This window comes from Chitinophaga caseinilytica, assembly GCF_038396765.1.
Lineage (GTDB): Bacteria > Bacteroidota > Bacteroidia > Chitinophagales > Chitinophagaceae > Chitinophaga > Chitinophaga caseinilytica.
In genome coordinates this window covers 4,775,116-4,793,668 of sequence record NZ_CP150096.1, presented here as the reverse complement: position 1 = coordinate 4,793,668, position 18,553 = coordinate 4,775,116, and the positions used below count along the sequence as shown (strand labels likewise).

At 55.8% G+C, this 18,553-nt stretch carries 15 protein-coding genes; 9 read left to right on the top strand and 6 right to left on the bottom strand.

All coding sequences use genetic code 11. The features are described from left to right. Positions 1-31: 31 nt before the first annotated feature. On the bottom strand, positions 32-613 hold the full coding sequence (locus tag WJU22_RS19720; RefSeq protein ID WP_341839884.1) for a GrpB family protein: 582 nt from the start codon (positions 611-613) through the stop codon (positions 32-34). Continuing rightward, positions 610-987 carry a helix-turn-helix domain-containing protein gene (locus WJU22_RS19715; protein WP_341839882.1) on the bottom strand — a complete coding sequence of 126 codons (378 nt, stop codon included), beginning with the start codon at positions 985-987 and terminating at the stop codon, positions 610-612. Before WJU22_RS19715 ends, WJU22_RS19720 begins: the two co-directional genes overlap by 4 nt. A gap of 146 nt (positions 988-1,133) precedes the next feature. Here WJU22_RS19715 and WJU22_RS19710 point away from each other — a divergent pair, with 146 nt between their 5' ends. From WJU22_RS19710 to WJU22_RS19700, 3 genes are all read left to right on the top strand, one after another. Then, positions 1,134-2,012, top strand: coding sequence for an NAD(P)-dependent oxidoreductase (locus WJU22_RS19710; RefSeq protein WP_341839881.1), 879 nt, complete (start codon positions 1,134-1,136; stop codon positions 2,010-2,012). Between the two features lie 506 nt (positions 2,013-2,518). Then, positions 2,519-4,915: an outer membrane beta-barrel protein gene (locus WJU22_RS19705; protein ID WP_341839880.1), complete on the top strand. Its 2,397-nt coding sequence runs from the start codon at positions 2,519-2,521 to the stop codon at positions 4,913-4,915. An 866-nt stretch (positions 4,916-5,781) separates the two neighbouring features. Next, on the top strand, positions 5,782-6,267 hold the full coding sequence (locus tag WJU22_RS19700) for a MarR family winged helix-turn-helix transcriptional regulator (protein ID WP_341839879.1): 486 nt from the start codon (positions 5,782-5,784) through the stop codon (positions 6,265-6,267). 350 nt (positions 6,268-6,617) lie between these two features. On the opposite strand, the gene WJU22_RS19695 is transcribed toward WJU22_RS19700, so the two are convergent. From WJU22_RS19695 to WJU22_RS19685, 3 genes are all read right to left on the bottom strand, one after another. Beyond that, positions 6,618-7,100, bottom strand: a complete 483-nt coding sequence (locus WJU22_RS19695; RefSeq protein WP_341839878.1) for a VOC family protein — start codon at positions 7,098-7,100, stop codon at positions 6,618-6,620. A gap of 119 nt (positions 7,101-7,219) precedes the next feature. After that, positions 7,220-7,621 carry a hypothetical protein gene (locus tag WJU22_RS19690; protein ID WP_341839877.1) on the bottom strand — a complete coding sequence of 134 codons (402 nt, stop codon included), beginning with the start codon at positions 7,619-7,621 and terminating at the stop codon, positions 7,220-7,222. Between the two features lie 11 nt (positions 7,622-7,632). Next, positions 7,633-7,881, bottom strand: a complete 249-nt coding sequence (locus WJU22_RS19685) for a hypothetical protein (protein ID WP_341839876.1) — start codon at positions 7,879-7,881, stop codon at positions 7,633-7,635. A 504-nt stretch (positions 7,882-8,385) separates the two neighbouring features. Here WJU22_RS19685 and WJU22_RS19680 point away from each other — a divergent pair. The 3 genes from WJU22_RS19680 to WJU22_RS19670 all read left to right on the top strand — a co-directional run bounded on the left by WJU22_RS19680 (position 8,386) and on the right by WJU22_RS19670 (position 11,541). Continuing rightward, positions 8,386-9,108 carry a hypothetical protein gene (locus tag WJU22_RS19680; protein ID WP_341839875.1) on the top strand — a complete coding sequence of 241 codons (723 nt, stop codon included), beginning with the start codon at positions 8,386-8,388 and terminating at the stop codon, positions 9,106-9,108. Positions 9,109-9,230: 122 nt separating this feature from the next. Continuing rightward, the gene (locus WJU22_RS19675; RefSeq protein ID WP_341839874.1) at positions 9,231-9,842 is read left to right on the top strand and encodes a phosphatase PAP2 family protein; all 612 of its coding nucleotides are present in this window, start codon (positions 9,231-9,233) and stop codon (positions 9,840-9,842) included. After that, the gene (locus WJU22_RS19670; protein ID WP_341839873.1) at positions 9,832-11,541 is read left to right on the top strand and encodes an ArnT family glycosyltransferase; all 1,710 of its coding nucleotides are present in this window, start codon (positions 9,832-9,834) and stop codon (positions 11,539-11,541) included. Before WJU22_RS19675 ends, WJU22_RS19670 begins: the two co-directional genes overlap by 11 nt. 13 nt (positions 11,542-11,554) lie before the next feature. Here the strand turns inward: WJU22_RS19670 and WJU22_RS19665 are convergent, their stop codons facing one another. Continuing rightward, a complete protein-coding gene (locus tag WJU22_RS19665; protein ID WP_341839872.1) occupies positions 11,555-12,145 on the bottom strand; it encodes a sigma-70 family RNA polymerase sigma factor in 591 nt (196 codons plus the stop codon). A gap of 174 nt (positions 12,146-12,319) precedes the next feature. On the opposite strand from WJU22_RS19665, the gene WJU22_RS19660 reads away from it, so the two are divergent. From WJU22_RS19660 to WJU22_RS19650, 3 genes are read left to right on the top strand one after another with little or no spacing between them, the layout of a single operon-like run. Then, entirely contained in the window at positions 12,320-13,456 is a 1,137-nt protein-coding gene (locus WJU22_RS19660; protein WP_341839871.1) for a FecR family protein, read from the top strand. A 58-nt stretch (positions 13,457-13,514) separates the two neighbouring features. Next, positions 13,515-16,874, top strand: coding sequence for a TonB-dependent receptor (locus WJU22_RS19655; RefSeq protein WP_341839870.1), 3,360 nt, complete (start codon positions 13,515-13,517; stop codon positions 16,872-16,874). A gap of 2 nt (positions 16,875-16,876) precedes the next feature. Further along, entirely contained in the window at positions 16,877-18,535 is a 1,659-nt protein-coding gene (locus WJU22_RS19650) for a RagB/SusD family nutrient uptake outer membrane protein (RefSeq protein ID WP_341839869.1), read from the top strand. Positions 18,536-18,553: the final 18 nt, after the last annotated feature.

Below are 18,553 nucleotides of genomic sequence, written 5' to 3'. Positions count from 1 at the left end.
TTGCCGGGAAGGGAACAACAATTGCGGGGAATCAACCTTTCCACCAGGCGAGGGCGCGCTGCTCTACGGATTTCACGAAGGCATCTTTCGCGGCGTTGTATTCGTTGGTGTCGCCGAACTCCCGGGCCGAAAGCCCGATCTTGAGCGCGGCATAGGCATCGGCCACATCGGGGTGCGACCGCAGGAAGTCACGCATCGCCAGGTGCCTTTTCCAATGCCAGGTGTTTTTGACCATGATGTGGATGTTGACGAGCGAGGGGATGGGGCCGCCGGTCACGAAGGGATCGCCGATATCCACCAGCCAGGGCGCCGGTTCGCCGGGCGGCATGCTCAGTAATGCGAAGAAGCGGCGGTAGGGCATAGAAGGTTCGTATTTCCGGAAGTACGTATATCCGCGGCGGTTCATCGGTTCGATCGTGGCATCGAGTAATTCGTCGGACGCAACGCCGACGAGGATATCGATCACCGGTTTGGCGGCGAGCCCGGGCACGGATGTGCTGCCGATATGTTCGATCACCGGGAACAGATGCCCGAGCGCCTCCGAGATGAGGCGCTGCTGCGCTGCGTACGCGTCGGGCCAGAGCGGGTCATATGGTGCGATGACGACTTTCAAGATGTTGTGTTGAGTGCTTCTTCCGCCATAGCGGCCGACATTTCCTGCACGAATGCCTTGTTCGCATTGCCCCAGGCGTCCATCGCGGCGATGAGCGGCAGTACCGAGCGGCCGAAATCTGTGAGGAAGTATTCCGCTTTCAGGGGGAACCCGCCCGAAGTCTCTTTCCGGATCACCTGGAGGGTTTCCAGTTCGCGGAGGTGCATCTGGATCACCCGCGCCGGCGCTTCCGGGATTTCGCGCTGTATCCCGCTGGGCCTGCTGATGCCCCGGGAAATCGAATCGATGATGCAGGCGCGCCATTTGCCGCCCACGATCTTGTTGGCCACGTTGACGCCGCAATCCAGGTTTTCAGCAATTTTTCTTTCGTACATAATCCATTCCTTTCGGGAAAGGTAGGCCTTTTTCGGGAATGAACTTTTGCCGCCATAGGGAACTTTTTCTCCATACCGAATCTTTTTTCCCATATTGTCCGCCTTTCCGTTGCGTCGCACCTTTGTTCCAGCAAAACAAACGAACGATGAAACAACACAATGAAAAATCCGCGGCCGTTCTGGGCCTCGGCAAGATGGGCGCCACGCTGGCGAAATTGCTCCTGGCACAAGGTTACGGCGTAACGGTATGGAACCGCAGCACCGATAAATCCGTTCCCCTCGCCGAAGCCGGCGCGAAAGTGGCAGCAACGCCAGTAGAAGCGGTGAACGCGGGAAATGTGATCGTGATGTGCGTACATGATTACGCCGCGGCAAACGCCATTCTCGCACCTACGGAAGCTGCAGACTGGAAAGGGAAAGTGCTCGTGCAACTGACGAGCGGGAGCCCTGCAGAAGCGGAGCGCCTCGAAGCCTGGGCGGAAGCCCTTGGCGCCGGATACCTCGATGGCGCCATCCAGGCCGCGCCGCAACAAATGGGACGGGAAGACACTCCTTTATATATTTCGGGGAAAAAATCGGCCTGGGAACCGGCGCTCCCGGTACTGAAAACCTTCGCCGGCGCGCCGGAATGGCTGGGAGAAGGAGCGGGGCTGGCCTCGTCGGTGGATTTGGCCACGCTTTCAGGGATTTACGGGACGCTGATGGGCTTTTTCCACGGCGCGCGGATCATGGAGCATGCCGGTTTCCCGGTTGATAAATACGCGGGACTGCTGACGGGCATCCTCAGCACTTTCGGGGAATTTATCAAGTACGAAGGGCAACTGGTGCATGAAAATCGCTTTGCCAAAACGGAAAGCCCGCTGAGCATTTCAGTGGATGCGTCGGCGAGGATATTGGAACAGGCAAAAGATGCGGGGATCAACAGTGCTTTCCCGGATTACCTGGCGGGGATGTTCCGTCGCGCGGCGGACATGGGGCTGGCAGACGAGGAATTGTCGGCGATGATCAAGGTTTTACGGGCATGATATATGAGCATCGCTTCGCATGGGAAGGCGGTCGTTACCGGGAAAGGCCGGTAACACCGCCTTCCTGTTTTTGGGGTGGGACTAGATTACTTTCGGACGGTTCCCTTGGGGATTCGGGCAGCTTTAAATACCGTTCATCTATAAAATCGAAAATTTCAGTTCCTGATGGGGAAGAAGTGTTTTCCGGGAAGAATGGTGAGGGTGATGGTTGTGGGGGACTTGGGGCGGGGAAGCTGAAATGGCGACTGGGAGCGATGAATGGAAGGTTCGGCAGCGCGAACGGGCGATTGGGATAGTTGAATATCGTGAAAATGGATGGCTGAAAATATGTGAAGACCGGCGAAACGGATGTCCGGAATCGGACAGGTATTAAATAATGGTAAGCACTTACGTAAATTTGGTTGGAAGCATGATGGAATCGGCGGAATTTCGTGGAAATAATACCCAAAATCTGTTCCCCGATGAAGCGTTTTTCTTTACTATTTGTTCGTGCAATTATATGTTTAATGATGGCCTGGCCGGCAGGATCGCTGGCGCAGGTGGGTGGAGACATCCGCGGGAAGGTTTCCGGGGGCGAGGGTTTCCGGCCGGAGGAGGTGATCGTGCAGTTGCTGAATGCTGCCGATAAGAAACTGGTGAAGATGGAATATGCCGATGCGCAGGGGAATTTCCGCATTTCGGGCGTCCGGGCCGGCAAGTACCAGGTGGCGATACAGCATCTGGCTTACAACCGGTACCTGTCTGCCGAGATCGTGCATTCCACCGCTACCGATCTCGGGGAAATCAGGCTGGAGGCTGCCGCCCGGCAGCTCCGCGAAGCGAACGTGGTGGCCCAGAAGCCTTTGGTACAGCAACAGTACGATAAAACCGTGCTGAATGTTGCCGGCTCCATCTCGGCGGCGGGGAGCAATGCGCTGGAAGTGCTCGAAAAAGCCCCGGGCATCACGGTCGATCAGAATGACAACATCGCCATGAGGGGCCGTCAGGGTGTGCTGGTGATGATCGATGGGAAACAGGTGCCCATGTCCGGGCAAGACCTCGCCACTTACCTGCGAAGCCTCAACGCCGCGCAGATAGACCGGATCGATCTCATCACCAATCCCTCCGCGAAATACGATGCCGCCGGCAACGCGGGAATCATCGATATCCGGCTTAAAAAAGGGCGGAACAACGGGACGAACGGAACGGTGGGGCTCAGTCTCGGTCAGGGCGTTTATGCCAAGGTCAATCCTTCCCTGAGCATCAACCATCGCAAAGGCCCCTTCAATTACTTCGCATCCTATAATTTGGGCCATCGCCGCGATTACAACGATCTCGACATCCACCGGAAATTCTTCACCAAAGAAGGAGTGGAAACCGGTGGCAACGATTACGATAACTTTTTCGGGTTCCGGTTCAATACGCATAATGTCCGCGGCGGGATGGATTATCAGCCGAATTCCCGTACCACTGTCGGCTTCGCGGCCAACGCGGTTATCAATGACGGGATCGTCCGTTCAGACAGCAAGGCACAGTCGTTCGACGCCGCGCAAGCGCCCACGGGGCGGTTCAATACCCTGGGGAACAACGATCTGCACCGCCGAAACTACAGCTTCAATGTCAACTTCCGCCGTTTGCTCGATACCGCCGGCCGTGAATTAACGTCGGATCTCGACTATGCGCGGTATGGCAGTTGGGAGTATCAGAACTATAGAACTGCTTACCTGGATGCCAGCAATGCTCCTGCGCGGCAGGATTTCCTGCTGTTCGGCGATCTGAGCGGCCAGCTCGATATCTACTCCGTAAAAGTGGACTACGTTCATCCCATAAAAAGATGGGGGATGAAGCTGGAAGGCGGTATCAAAAGCAGCTGGGTGCGTACTGATAACGATGTCAGCTTTTTTGACCGCAGCCATGGCGGGTATGATCTGGACGAAGGAAAGAGCAATCGTTTCATTTACAAAGAGAACATCAACGCGGCCTATCTTAACGGTTCCGGAAACTGGAAGAAGCTGAGCTACCAGTTCGGTTTGCGGCTGGAGCAAACCCTTGCCAATGGCCGCCAGGTGATACACGAAGAAACCTTCGACCGCGATTATGTGCAACTTTTTCCCAGTGGCTACCTGGGGTACAAGTTCAATGACCGGCACGATCTGGGTGTTACATTGAGCCGGCGCATCGACCGGCCTTCGTACCGCGAGCTCAATCCTTTCCGCGTTTTCCTCGACCCGCTGACTTCTTCGACCGGGAACCCCGCGCTTCGGCCGGAGATCACGGCGTCTTACGAGCTGGTGTACGCTTTCCGCGAGATCTATACTGCCAAGGCCGGTTACAGCAGAACGAAGGACAATGTGCTTTCCGTGCTGGCGCCCGACGTGGAACCGAACAGCGTATTGCAGACGAACCGCAATCTTGCGCGGTATGATTATTACCATTTGACGGTGGGGGTGCCGGTGACTTCCATCAAATGGCTGAACAGCAGCAATACGGTGGTTGCGTATTACGGGCTTTATCGCGGCAATCTTGTGGATACCGATCTCAACGAAGGCCGCGTGGTGTTCAATTTCAATACGAGTAATACGATCACCCTCGATCCTAAAACCACGATGGAGGTGAACGGTAATTTCCAAAGCCGCAGCTGGTACGGGTTCCTGGATATCGCCAGTAACTGGCAGCTCGGAATTGGCGCCCAGCGGCAGTTCTGGGAACGGAAAGGGTCCCTGAAACTGAACCTGAGCGATGTTTTCCTGACCGGCCGGGTGAAAGCGTTCACAAAACTGACCGGTTATTCGGAAGCATTTCGCCAGTTCCGAGACACGCGGGTGCTGACGTTGACATTTAACTACCGTTTCGGCGGCCAGCAGCAAGGCGGCCCTCGCCGGCGGACTGGTGGGGCTGAAGAAGAGAAGCGTCGTGCGGGTTGAGCGAGGCGCGCGGGTGCTGACGTTGACATTTAACTACCGCTTCGGCGACCAGCAGTAGCATGACCCTTAGCGGCGGACTGGTGGGGCGGAAGAAGAGGAGCATCGTGCGATCTTTACGTGACACGCGGGTGCTGACTTTGATATGAAACTACTGCTTTGGTGGCCATTGTCGGCGGATTGGTGGGGCGGAAGAAGAGAAACGTCGAGCGAGCCGCGCAGGTGCTGACTTTGAGATGTAACAACTGCTTTGGTGGCCAACAACAAGGCGGCCCTCGTCGGCGGACTGGTGGGGCGGAAGAAGAGAAACGTCGAGCGAGTTGAGCGAGACACGAGGGCGCTGACATTTAGATGTAACTAGCCAGCAGCAAGGCGCTCCTCGCCGGCGGACTGGTGGGGCGGAAGAAGAGAAGCGTCGTGCGAGTTGAGCGTGACACGCAGGTGCTGACGTTGATATGAAACTACCGCTTCGGCGACCAGGAGTAGCATGGACTCGCTACCCGACTGGTGGGGCGGAAGAAGAGAAACGTCGAGCGAGTTGAGCGTGACACGCGGGTGCTGACGGCATAATAAAACTACCGCTTTGGAGGCCAACAGCATGGTGGCCATCTTCAGCGGATTGGTGGGGCGGAAGAAGAGAAACGTCGAACGAGTTGAGCATGAAAAGCGAGTGTTGTCGTCGATGTACCAACCTCTGCCATTGGTCGATCCGGTAATTGGTACGGCACAACCATTTGTTTATCATGAAACGACATTCCGGAGCCGGCGCTGTCGGCTCCGAACATCTGGATTGACATTTTGCAGGAAAGTTCGCGCAGGAATTTTCGGAAAATAATGTCGTAACGCCTAAAAAGGGATATTTTTAAGGCATGAATATCGTTCACGAACTGGAAGAACTCGCATTGGCGACCCGTTTGAAAAGGCTGGGAGAGCGCCTGTCCCAGGATGTCAGCCGGATTTACAAGGAATCTTCCCTGGATTTTGAAGCGCGGTGGTTCCTGATCCTGGAACTACTCAGCCGAAAGAAAACCATGGGGATCACCGAGATTTCGGATGCCCTGCAAATCAGCCATCCCGCTGTTGTGCAACTGGCAGACCAAATGCTGGAACACGGCCTGATGAAAGCCTCTCCCGACCCGCGGGATGCCCGCCGGCGCCTGCTGTCTCTCAGCGCCAGCGGCAGAAACATGTACAAGCGCATCGGGCCCATGCTGCAAGTCATCCGCGAAGAAAATCGCAAATGGCTACAGCAATCTTCCGGCGACCTGCTCCGCATCCTGGGAGAATTGGAAAGCGCGTTGGATGATAGGAGTATGTATCAACGCATCCGGGATGGCCTGTCCCGCGAGGGTTAAACCGCCCTTACCAGAATCCCATTTATCTATGGTAGAGTAAGCGTTCATCTGCATTCCGATAAACTGCCCACGGTACTAAAAACCCGGCATACTCAGGCAGTGGCAGTATTCATCCGCATTCTGATAAATCACCCACAGTACCAGAAACCCGGCATACATCAGGCAGTGGTATATTCATCCGCATCAGATAAAGCGCCCACGGTACCAGAATCCCCGTATACATCAAGAAGAGGCAGCGTTCATTCGAGTCCCGATAAACGCCTTAGTACCAGAATCCCAGCTTATTTCAGGCAGAAACCACGTCCGCCCTTTCTTGAAAACCGCCGGCGAAGCCTGGAACCTGGCTTACATCAAGCCGGCACAGTATCCACCGCGTCCTGGATCTCCCTGATCACGATCTTCTTCTGCTTCATCATCGCCTGGGCTGCACGGGTAGCGCGTTCCTTGTTGGGGTCCGACATCAGTTTCGTCAGTTCTTCCGGCACCACCTGCCACGAAAGCCCGAACTTATCCTTCAACCAGCCACACATACTTTCCTGTCCGCCATCGGCCGTTAATTTATCCCAATAATGATCCACCTCTTCCTGCCCCTTGCATCGGATGCTCAGGGAAATCGCTTCCGTGAATGGAAATTGAGGCCCGGCATTCAGCGCCTGGAACCGGGACCCGAACAGCTCGAATTCCGCCGTCAGGAGCTTCCCGGCATTGGGGCCTCCCCATTCACCATAATGACTCTTGCTCAGCAGCTTGAAATCCGGGAAAACGGTTTCATAAAAAGCCAGCGCCTCGTCGGCATTGAAGTTGAACCACAAACAGGGAGTGATCTTTTGCATATTTTCAGGTTTTAAGCGTTGAGGAATAACAACACTACAAACCTAAACAGATTCCCGACAGCAAACCCTGTGCAAACGCGACAATCTTTGGGCGAATTGCGACAAGATGCACCAGCCCGTCAGCCAACTTCAGCCTGGTAGACTTTGGGAATGGCATAATCATATACGCTGTCTGATTCCGGTATGTCACACGGAGACAGTTTGCCGGCCGTTACAATAACACCATCTCTAAATTCACCTTTAGGCGTTACATTGACCACATACCTGGATGCATTCTCATCATCCCCCAGCACCAAATTCCTGAGCGTCACCGAGCCCCTCAGGTATGCAAACAGTGTTTCCCTGCTAACCTGCCATAATAATCGCCGGTAAAAAGTATCCTTATCAGGAATCCAGTACGACAAAAAATCCTTGTCATCCAGGCTTCGGTAATGATCCAAAACGGACCAGTCCTCAAAACTCAATAACTCACTCAGCTTTTTCAGTTTGCCAAACGGCAGATGATCGAATTGGTTGTTCATGATTTTACTATTTATAACTGTTCAATAATGATGAAATTGTTCGTCAGATCGGCATCCATACTTTCAAAAAAACTGAAATGCCCGTTTTTGCCAACCGGCTTCATCCATCCGTCAGGCTCATTCAATATCCCCTGGGCTACATGCGAATAACCCAGTTTGGTTTTTGTGTAGGGACTTAAATCCTCATAAGCCCTCCGCGCACCCGCAAGCGTATCAAACAATGATATCCCGCAACGGGCGCAATATTGATGGTCATCCATGTTGTCATAGTCGACCGAGCTAGCCCGCAACCGGTCAAACAAAACATTCGGCAGAAAATTGTAATCATGCCGGACAGTCGAAAACACGAAACGGTACGCCAACTGACTGCAAGGTGGAAATACCCTTCCAGGACATCGCAACGATCGTTTCCGCATTTCGCCCCGGTACTTTAATAGTCGTAGCATAATGTAGCTAGATTGGGGGATTAAAAACAATACTGCAAACTTACTGCGGATGGAAACCCGATGATGAAAAAAAGGGCGAGAATATCTCTTCTGAAACCGAGAATATCTCCGAAAAACGGATGGAGATGCTGATTTTTTGATAATTTCAACGGAAATTCCCCCGTCCGGCCATGCCCTTTTCACCGTTTTGCCGCCTCACCGCCGCCAAATTCAGGCCGGTAACCATATCCTTCAGCAACGCCCGCAGCGCTGCCGTTCTTCCCTCGTATAACCGCCACCAGCAATATTCCAAATCGTCAATAGCCAAATCCACACGATATGCAATCCAACAATTCCCACGCCTTCCGGCAACTTCGTTTCCTCCAGGTTTATAGCGTTGCCCTCAGCGCCGTAGTTGCCCTCCTGGCCTGGCAAACCTTCTTCCATAACCACAACGGCGGCCGGTTCCGAGAAATCACCGTAGAACGCGTCAACATCGTCGAAAAAGACGGCACCCTCCGCCTCGTCATCGCCAACCGCGAACGCCAGCACCCCGGCATCGTAGACGGCAAAACCCTGCCACAGCGCGACCGCGGCGCCGGTCTGATCTTCTTCAACGACGAAGGCGACGAATGCGGCGGATTCACCTATTCCGGTGAAAAGAAAACATCCGATATGGGATTTTCACTCGATCAATATGCCAACGACCAAATCGTTCAGCTCCAATACGAAGACAACGGCCAACGCCGCCACTACGGCCTGAAAATGTGGGACCGGAGCGATGAAATGCCCACCGGCAAACTGGTCCGCCTGCACGATTCCCTCAAAGCCCTCAACGACACGGCCGCCCTCGCCGCCACCCTCCGAAACCTCCGCGCACAGGGCCTCACCGGGCAGGAACGGCTCTTCATCGGTAAAACCGATAACCGTGCAGTAGGGCTCTTCATCCGCGACGACCGCGGCCGCCCCAGAGTTTCCATCGGCATCGATTCCGGTAACAACCTCATCTTCCAGGGATACGACACCATCGGGAATCCCATCCAACTCAAATCAAACCTGTAACCATTGAATATGCTACGTTGGCGGAAATCAGCCACTCATAATGCTATCATAATATTCCCTTGATTTTCCGGTAATATGGGCGGCCTACCTTACACAGGAACTGTCACCCAATCCTGCCGAATATGAATATCCTGGAAATGATGGACGCGTTGGATAAAACGCTCTTCACGTTCATCCATGCAGATGCATCGTCGTCCATGCTGGACGGAGGTATGAAGCTGCTCCGCAATGCCCTCACCTGGATCCCGCTGTACGCATTCGTGCTTTACTGGGTCCTGCGCCACCAGCGGAAATACGCCGCGCAATTCATTCTCATGACCATCGTTTGCTTCGCGATCACCGACTACGGCAGCGCCAGCATCCTGAAACCCCTGTTCGCGCGGATCAGACCGTGTTTTGACCCGGATTTGCAGGGAAAAGTCCGGGGATTGATCGATTGCGGCGGACAATTCTCGCTTCCATCATCTCACGCATCCAACCACTTCGGCCTGGCCACTTTCTGGTTTATGGCAGTGTTCCGTTTGGAAGGAAAACGCTGGAACCTCCTGTGGCTATGGGCCTTCGCAGTTTGTTACGCGCAAGTGTACGTGGGCAAACATTTCCCGTTCGATATCGTAGCCGGCGCCGTTTACGGAGCTGCCGTGGGCGCGGCATGCGCTTATTTCTTCGACCGCTGGTTCGTGCGCGAACCGCGCCGCGTCCATTATCATATGCAACCGGAATATGGATTATAGTATCACTTACAGCACGTTTCCCGTCCGCGGGAAGCGCAGGGATATTAAGGGAATTTCATCGGCGAACGGAACGGATTTCAAACTGCTCATGGCGCTGGCCGTGCTCGTCAATTTCAGCGGACTGTTCGTGACGATCATGGGCCCGGACGGGGCGCTGTACGCGTCTATCGCCAAAACCATGGCGCAACACAACGATTATATCCATTTGTTCGCGGAAGGAAGGGATTGGCTCGACAAGCCGCACTTCCCGTTCTGGATGGCCGCGCTTTCCTTTCAGCTTTTCGGGTATTCGGGCTGGGCCTATAAATTGCCGGCTGTCCTGTTTCTCATGATGGGCGCGGTATACACGTACCGCCTGGCGAAATTGCTGTACAATGAACAGGTAGCCTGGTGGGCCACGGCGATTTTACTGACGGCCGAGCACATCATCATTTCCAACACCGATGTGCGCGCGGAACCTTACCTCACGGGCGCCATTGTCGCCAGTGTGTACCATTTTTACAGGGCACGGTCGGGGAAGGGATACGGACAACTGGCGCTGGGCGCACTTTTCGCCGCCATTGCGGTCATGACCAAAGGCCCGTTCGCGCTCATTCCCATCGCAGGCGCGATCGGCGGGGAGATGATCATCAAACGGAACTGGCGGGAAGTTTTTCATTTCCGCTGGATGATCTCCACTGCGCTCACGTTCCTCTTCATCCTCCCCGAATTATACTGCCTGTACGTCCAGTTCGACGCGCACCCGGAAAAAACGGTTTTCGGCAGAACGGGCGTTTCGGGCATCCGGTTTTTCTTTTGGGACAGCCAGTTCGGGCGCTTCCTCAACACCGGGCCCATCAAAGGAAAGGGCGATCCTGCGTTTTATTTGCATACGGTCTTATGGGCGTTTTTGCCCTGGTCGGTTTTGCTGTATGCGGCGGTGGTGAATAAAATCAGGAAAGGTTGGACGCGGGGCGCACAAACGGAATGGCTGACCCTGGCCGCTGCGTTGCCCTGCTTCGTCGTGTTTTCCCTGTCCAGGTTCCAACTGCCGCATTATCTGAATATCCTTTTCCCGTTTTTCGCCATTTTGACGGCGCAGTATGTGCTGAACGTCCGCACGGAAGGAGGGAGGAAGCTCATCCGCATCGCGCAGACCGTTTTCACGATGCTCCTGCCCGCGGCGGCTATGGCCATCCACCTGCTGTTCCGGCCCGGACAAACACTGCCGTTGCTGGTGCTGGTGATAGGAGGGCTCGTGGCCCTGGCGCGCCTGCGGCCGATGCTGAAGAAAAACGTATCCGTTCAGTATTTGCTCGTGCGGACGATGGTGGCGGCCGTGCTGGTGAATTTTTACCTCAACCTCGTTTTTTATCCTGCTTTGTTGAAATACCAATCCGGCAGCGAAGCGGCTTTCGTGGCCAACCGGCAATTCCCCGGCGCGAAGGTCGTACAGCTGCAAACCGGAGAATACAACTACGCGCTGGATTTTTATCTCCATTCGCCGCTGCAAACCCTCCATCAGTTGGGCGATACGTCGCAATTGACGGGCCGCCCCTTACTGCTGTTCGCCGATGTAAACGCCATGGCAGGCACGGGCCTCAGTCCCGTGCAGGTTTTCGAGCATATCCATGTGAGCAAGCTCAGTATTAAACAGGTGAATGCGCGCACACGTCCCAAAGACGTGCAGCATGTCGGTTTGTACCTTTTACGTAGATAGGGAAGAATGAAGATCAGACATCGAGGAGTACGGCCACGAGGAGGCTGTATTCCTTCATATGCATGCGCAGATGGCGCAGGGCGAAGGTGATCTGGTTTTCCACGCTGCGGCGGGAAATGTTCAGTCTTTCCGCGATTTCCTGGTTGGTAAGATGTTGTTCCCGACTCAGTAAAAATATCTCGCGGCAGCGTTTGGGCAGATCGTTCATATGCCGCCCGATGAGTTCCCGCACCCGCAATTCCGCCATTTTTTCTTCGGCGCCGTTCCCGATCGAACCGGAAATCCCTTCCATCATCTCCGTTTCTACAGCTGTTTCCGGCGAGGCGGCCCTGGCGCGGAGGGCTTTATATACATGATACCTGGCGGCGGTCATGATGTAGGAACGGAAGTCCCGGATCTCGAGGGTTTCCCGCTTCAGCCAGAGATTGAGGAAAATGTCGTGCGCCACGGTTTCGCTCGCTTCCCGGTCTTGCAGCAGGCGGAAGGCCGAACGGTAAAGCGCGCCGCCGTAGCGGTCGAACAGTATCCTGTACGCCCTCCTGTCATGTTGCCTTACTTCCAGCCACAAAACGGCATCCGCCGCATTCGCATCGATCGTGTTCATGCCCCAAAGTTGGTCGAATAATTAAAAAAGCCCGCGTTAAATAATTATGAATGAGGGTGATGGATGAGGAGACTTCCCGCGGAAATGATTCCCGATGACGGCAAAATACAATTTTTTCAAAAAGTATGTGTGTGCGGATGGATAAACGGCTCTATATAGGAAAGCAGGCCTTCTATGTTATCGAAAAACGAATTCATCGCACTGTATGAAAAGTCGCTCCGGGGAGAATGTTCCCCCCGGGAGCTGGAGCTCCTGCAGTCGTATAAGGATGATTTTGAATGGGTGGACGGCCAGTGGGACGATGCGCCCCAGCAGGAGTCGGTCTACGCCCGCCTGCAGGATTCCATTTCCCGCGAAGAAAAGGTCAGGCGCCTCTTCCCCTGGAAAAAGCTCGCCGCCGCCGCTGCGGTGCTCCTTGCCGCAGGGGCCGCTTTCTTCCTCCTTCAGCCTCATCAGCAAAATGCGCCACTTGCGGATAAATCCGTTCCGGTGGATACGGTCCAAAAGCAAATCGTTCCCGGTTCCAATAAAGCCGTGCTCATTCTGGGCGACGGCAGCGAAATTGCCCTGGGAGACGCCAGCTCAGGCCAGATCGCCCGGCAGGGCGGGGCCCTGGTGCGGAAAACCGCCAATGGACAAATCGTTTATTCCGGCGATGGCGAAGTGCCGACGGAGCCCGTTTTCCATACCATCGCCATTCCGCGCGGCGGGCAATATGACCTGACCCTGCCAGACGGCACCCGCATTTGGCTGAACGCCGCTTCCAGGCTGCGCTTTCCGGCCGTTTTCGATGGGCCTGAGCGGATTGTGGAGCTGGACGGCGAAGCCTATTTCGAAGTGGCCCGCAACGAGCGCCAGCCTTTCCGCGTCAAAGCCCGCGGCCTCGATGTAGACGTGCTCGGCACGCATTTCAACGTAATGGCGTATGCCGACGAGCCTGCCGTCCAAACCACCCTGCTCGAAGGCAAGGTGCGCCTCAGCGGCGGCGGAACGGCCGTTGTCCTGAAACCGGGGCAGCAGGGGCGGTTCACGGAAGGGCAACGGATCCAGGTGCGCAGCGCCGACCTCGAACAGGCCATGGCCTGGAAGAACGGGATGTTCGTTTTCAACGACGAGCCGCTGCCGTCCATCATGCGGAAAATTTCCCGCTGGTACGATGTGGACGTGCGCTTCCGCGATCCGGGCACCACGATTTCCTTCGCCGGCTCCATTTCCCGTTTCAAAAACGTGCAGGACGTACTGCATATGCTGTCGCTCACCGGCACCGTGCAGTTCCGTGTGGAAGGCAACACCATTCAAGTCATGAACTAGCAAAATTCAATATACACGCGTCAACCAGCTTTAACTACTAAGAACAATCTGTAAACGTATGACATCTCACCTCTCCACCCCGGGGAAGCGACAGCTATTGCCCGGAAAGGCCCGCAGGGTGATCCGTATCACGGCGGCCCTGGTGCTGTTCCTGTCCCTTCAGGCCGCTGCGGCCGCCTATGCGCAGAAGATCACGCTGTCGGAAGACAGGGTCACCCTCCGCGAAATCTTCCGCCAGATCAAGGCGCAGGCAGGTTACAATTTCCTTTTCAACACCGAAATGCTCGAAGATGCATTGCCCGTTTCGGTACATGTCCGCAATGCCGACATCGAAACGGTACTGGCCAAGTGTTTCGAAGGCCAGCCGCTGACTTACACCATTAACCAGAACACCATCGTGGTGCAGCGCAAATCGGTCGTGAAGGCCGATATCGGTGGAAAGGTGACCGACGAAAAAGGCGCTCCCGTTCCCGGGGCCCGCATCTGGAACCAGACCACCAATCAATCCGTCATCACCAACGAAAAAGGCGAATTCCGCATCGCGGCTTCGGAAGGGGATAAGCTGGTCGTGAAAATGATGGGGTATGAAGACGTGCCTTTCACGGCAGACGGGCGCACGGCTTTCAGCCTGTCCATCAAACCCTCCACCACCGCGCTCGACGCAGTAGTGGTAGTAGGCTACGGCACCCAGAAGAAAGCGAACCTCACCGGCGCCGTGAGCACCGTTACCAGCGAAGATTTCGCCGGCCGCCCGGTTACTTCGCCCACGGCGGCGCTGCAGGGATCGATGCCCGGCGTAACCTTCCAGAGCGCATCCGGCATTCCCGGCGGTGGCGATAACACCACCAAGATCCGCATCCGCGGCATCGGCACCCTCAACGATCCCGATCCGCTCGTGGTGGTAGACGGTATCCCCGGCGGCAACCTGAACATCCTCAACCCGGACGATATCGAAACGGTAACCGTCCTCAAAGACGCGGCCTCTTCCTCCATTTACGGGGTGCGCGGCGCCAACGGCGTGATCCTCGTGACTACCAAAAAAGGAAAAGCCAACGCCAGGCCTTCGCTCACGTATGCCAATTATTTCGGTCTCCAGACGCCGACCGCGCTGCCGAAATTCCTCGGTTCCGTGGATTACATGACATTGCAGAACGAAGCCAAAGTGAACGCGGGCCAGAACCCCACCTTCACCGACGCGCAGATCGAGACCGCGCGCAACGGCTCCGATCCCAACTATTTCGCCAATACCAACTGGATCGACGAAATCTACAAATCCAGCGCCCCGCAGCAGAGCCACATGCTCAACCTTTCCGGCGGCGCCAACAATACCAATTATTATCTGTCGTATTCCTATCTGAAACAGGGCGGCCTCGTTACCGGCGATAATTTCTCCGCCAAGCGCCACAACGTGCGCCTGCGCGTGAACACGACCGTATTCGACATCCTCCAGCTGGATGCCAACATCGGTTATGTAGACCGGTTGAACAGCGGTTCCAGCGCGGGTGTAGACTTCGACGCGGGCCCGCTGTATTCCGCCCACCAGATTTCCCCGCTCATCCCCGTACGTTTCACCAACGGCAGCTGGGGATATCATGGCGGATCGCAGAACCCCATCGCCATTACGACAGACGGTGGTACCAACAAGTTCGCGTCGCAGGAGATCACCGCCAATTTGCAGGGCACGCTGAACATTACGAAGGAGTTCCGGCTGCGCGCGCAATACGGCCTTGTGAAGTATAACTCTTTCCGCGAGATCTTCTCCAAAACCATCAACTATTACAGCCCGGTAGATAATTCACTCATCTATCAATCCAATTATCCCAACAAGATCGACAACCGCGATTACACCGGTTTGTACCAGACGATCATCGGGATGGCCGAATACGAGAAAACCTTCCACGGCGGGCATTCCGTGAAAGGCATGGTGGCCGCATCCGCGGAAGAGAACGCGAGCCGCAACTTCAGCGCCACCCGCACCAACCTGCCCACACAGGAAGTGGGCTCCATCAACCTCGGCACCCTCAACCAGCTGAACAATTCGGATGCCGCGCAGAACGCCCTGCAATCACTTTTCGGCCGGCTGAACTATGGGTACAACGATAAATACCTGCTGGAAGGGAACTTCCGGTACGACGGCTCCACCCGCTTCGCCGGGCCGGTGCGCTGGAACTGGTTCTTCTCCGGTTCCGCCGGATGGGTGTTCTCCAACGAGCCCTTCTTCGAAAGGATGAAACACGTTATCAATTTCGGTAAAGTGCGCCTGTCGTACGGTACGCAGGGGAACGACAAGGTGGGAGACGATTTCGCTTACCTGTCCATCATCAACTCCGTTGCCACCATGCCTATCGGCAACGTGCTGACCGTAGGCTACCGCCAGACGGGCGTTCCCAACGAACTGCTCACCTGGGAATCTGTCGTGAAGCAGAACGTGGGCATCGACCTGGCCATGCTGAACAACCGGCTTACCGTGACTGCGGATTACTTCATCAACAATACCAATGACATCCTCCTGAAAGTGCCCCTGCCCGACGTACTCGGTCTCCGCGGTTCGTACCCCGCCCAGAACGCCGGCAAGGTGCGCAACCAGGGATGGGAATTTATGGCCGGGTGGCAAGACCGGGTGAACGACTGGTCGTACGGCGCCAACTTCAACATTTCCGACGTCCGCAACAAGGTGGTGAGCCTCGGCGATGCGCCCAGCACGCCCGGCGAGCGCATCCGGATGGTGGGTTACCCCATTGATGCCTATTACGGGTATGTGGCCGAGCGCATTTCGCAGGTGTCTGACTACAAATACGACGACGCTACCGGCAAATACACGCCGCTGTTCCCGTACAACAAGAGCTTCCCCATGCAGCCCGGCGACCTCATCTACCGCGATCTGAACGGGGACGGTGAAATCACCCCGGCGGCCGACCGTGAAGTGATCGGCAACTCCATTCCCCGGTACACGTACGGTTTCAAAGGGAACGTGGGGTATAAGGGGATCGACCTGAGCTTCTTCCTGCAGGGCGTAGGCAAGGCGGACGGATTTATTTCCGGCGCGGCCCGTCACGCTTTCATCAACGAAAGCTCCAACCCGCAGGAAATCCACCTCGACCGCTGGACGCCGCAGAACACCGACGCCACCTATCCGCGCCTCGCTTACGGCTACACTTACAACCAGCAGCTGTCTACCTTCTGGCTGGAAAACGCCTCGTACCTCCGCCTGAAGAACGTGCAGGTGGGATATACGTTGCCCGGCCACCTGACGCGCCGCATCCGCGCGGAAAAGATCCGGTTCTATTTCTCCGCCGATAACCTGTTCACGAAAACAGATTTCTTCTACGGTTACGATCCCGAAACGCCCCTTACCCTCGGCGGTTACTATCCGCAGGTGAAGACGTTCGTATTTGGTTTAAATGTCAACTTCAAATGATCATGAAAAGGATTTTTCTCAGCATATCCGCCATCCTGCTTATCACTGCCACCGGTTGCCGTAAGGATTTCCTGGACCGCAACCCGCAGGACGCGATCTCCGACGAAACGTTCTGGCAGAACGAAGAGCAGCTGACCCTGGCCATCAACGCGCTCTACGCCAACGTCAAGAATAACAATACCATCGCCATGGACCAGATGGGCGACAACTCTATCAATTCCTCCACAAGCGACGCATACCGCATTTTCGGCAGTGGCAACTACGATTCCGATCTGTCTTCGGTAAACGCCGAATGGGTGTCCCAATACTCCGGAATCCGCGACTGTAACGCTTTTCTGGCCAACTATCACCGTGCCAAGGGCGTGCCAGAAGCTACGCTGAACCAGCTGGTGGGAGAGGCCAAAACCATCCGCGCGTACATGTACATGAACCTGGTGATGTACTTCGGCGATCTGCCACTGGTAACGGAGCCCCTGAACATTACGGAGCTCTACGGCCCGAGGAATTCCAAAAAAGAGATCGTCGATTTCATTCTCAGTGAGCTGGAAGAAGCCGCCGGCCTCATGCAATCGGCCATCATGACCGGCCCGAAACTCGGCCGCATGAACAAGGGCGCCGCCCTGGCCCTCAAAGCCCGCATGGCGCTGTACGACGACAGGTTCGCCGATGCGGAAGACGCGGCCAAGCGGGTGATGGACATGAACGTGTACCAGCTTTATTCCACCGGCCGCCCGGCAGAAGATTATTACAACTTCTTCACCTGGAAAGGAAAACTCGCCAACGGCACCAACAAGGAGACGATCATCGCCCGTATCAACCTGCTGGACGTGAGCATGCACAACATCAGCCGCGAAACGCAGGTGCCCGACCAGTCGAGCCGCTACAACCCGACGAAGTCGCTGGTGGATGCGTACCTCTGTGCTGACGGGCTTCCCATCACCCAATCGCCCACCTACAAGGAAGATACCTACGCCAACATCTTCGAAAACCGCGATCCCCGCATGAAGATGACCATCCTGGCGCCGGGCTCCAAATGGGGCGGCAAGCGCGACGGCAATCCGCAGAATACCGATATTACCACGTTCACCGCGCCGAAGTTCCTGGCCGACAAGCAGGGTTGCGTGACGATCACCGGGTATTATTACACCAAATACGTGGAAATCCCCGCAGTGGCCCTTGTTACCCGCGATGCCAACGACATTCACGTGTTGCGGTATGCCGAAGTGCTGCTCACCTGGGCGGAAGCGCGCTTCGAGCAGGGCAAGCTCACCCAGGGCGATATCGATAATTCCATCAACAAACTCCGCGAGAGGGTGGGCATGATGCCCATGACGCTGTCGTTCCTGGCGGCCAATGGGCTGGACCTGCGCACGGAGATCCGCCGTGAGCGCCGCATCGAGCTGGCGCGCGAAGGTGGCCGCTGGTACGATATGGTACGCTGGAAAGAAGGGGACAAGCTGGCGGCAGACGTGAAAGGGATGAAGAAGTCCCTCGCCCTGGTGCCTTCCCATGTCGCCAATTTCAAGACCGACGCCGAAGGGTATATCATCGTGATGAGCGGCCGCCAGTTTGTGGCGCCGAAACATTACCGTTTCCCAGTGCCCCTGTTACAGATCCAGCGGAACCCGAACCTGGCGCCGCAAAACCCGGGCTGGGAATGATCTTACTGACGAAAAAGA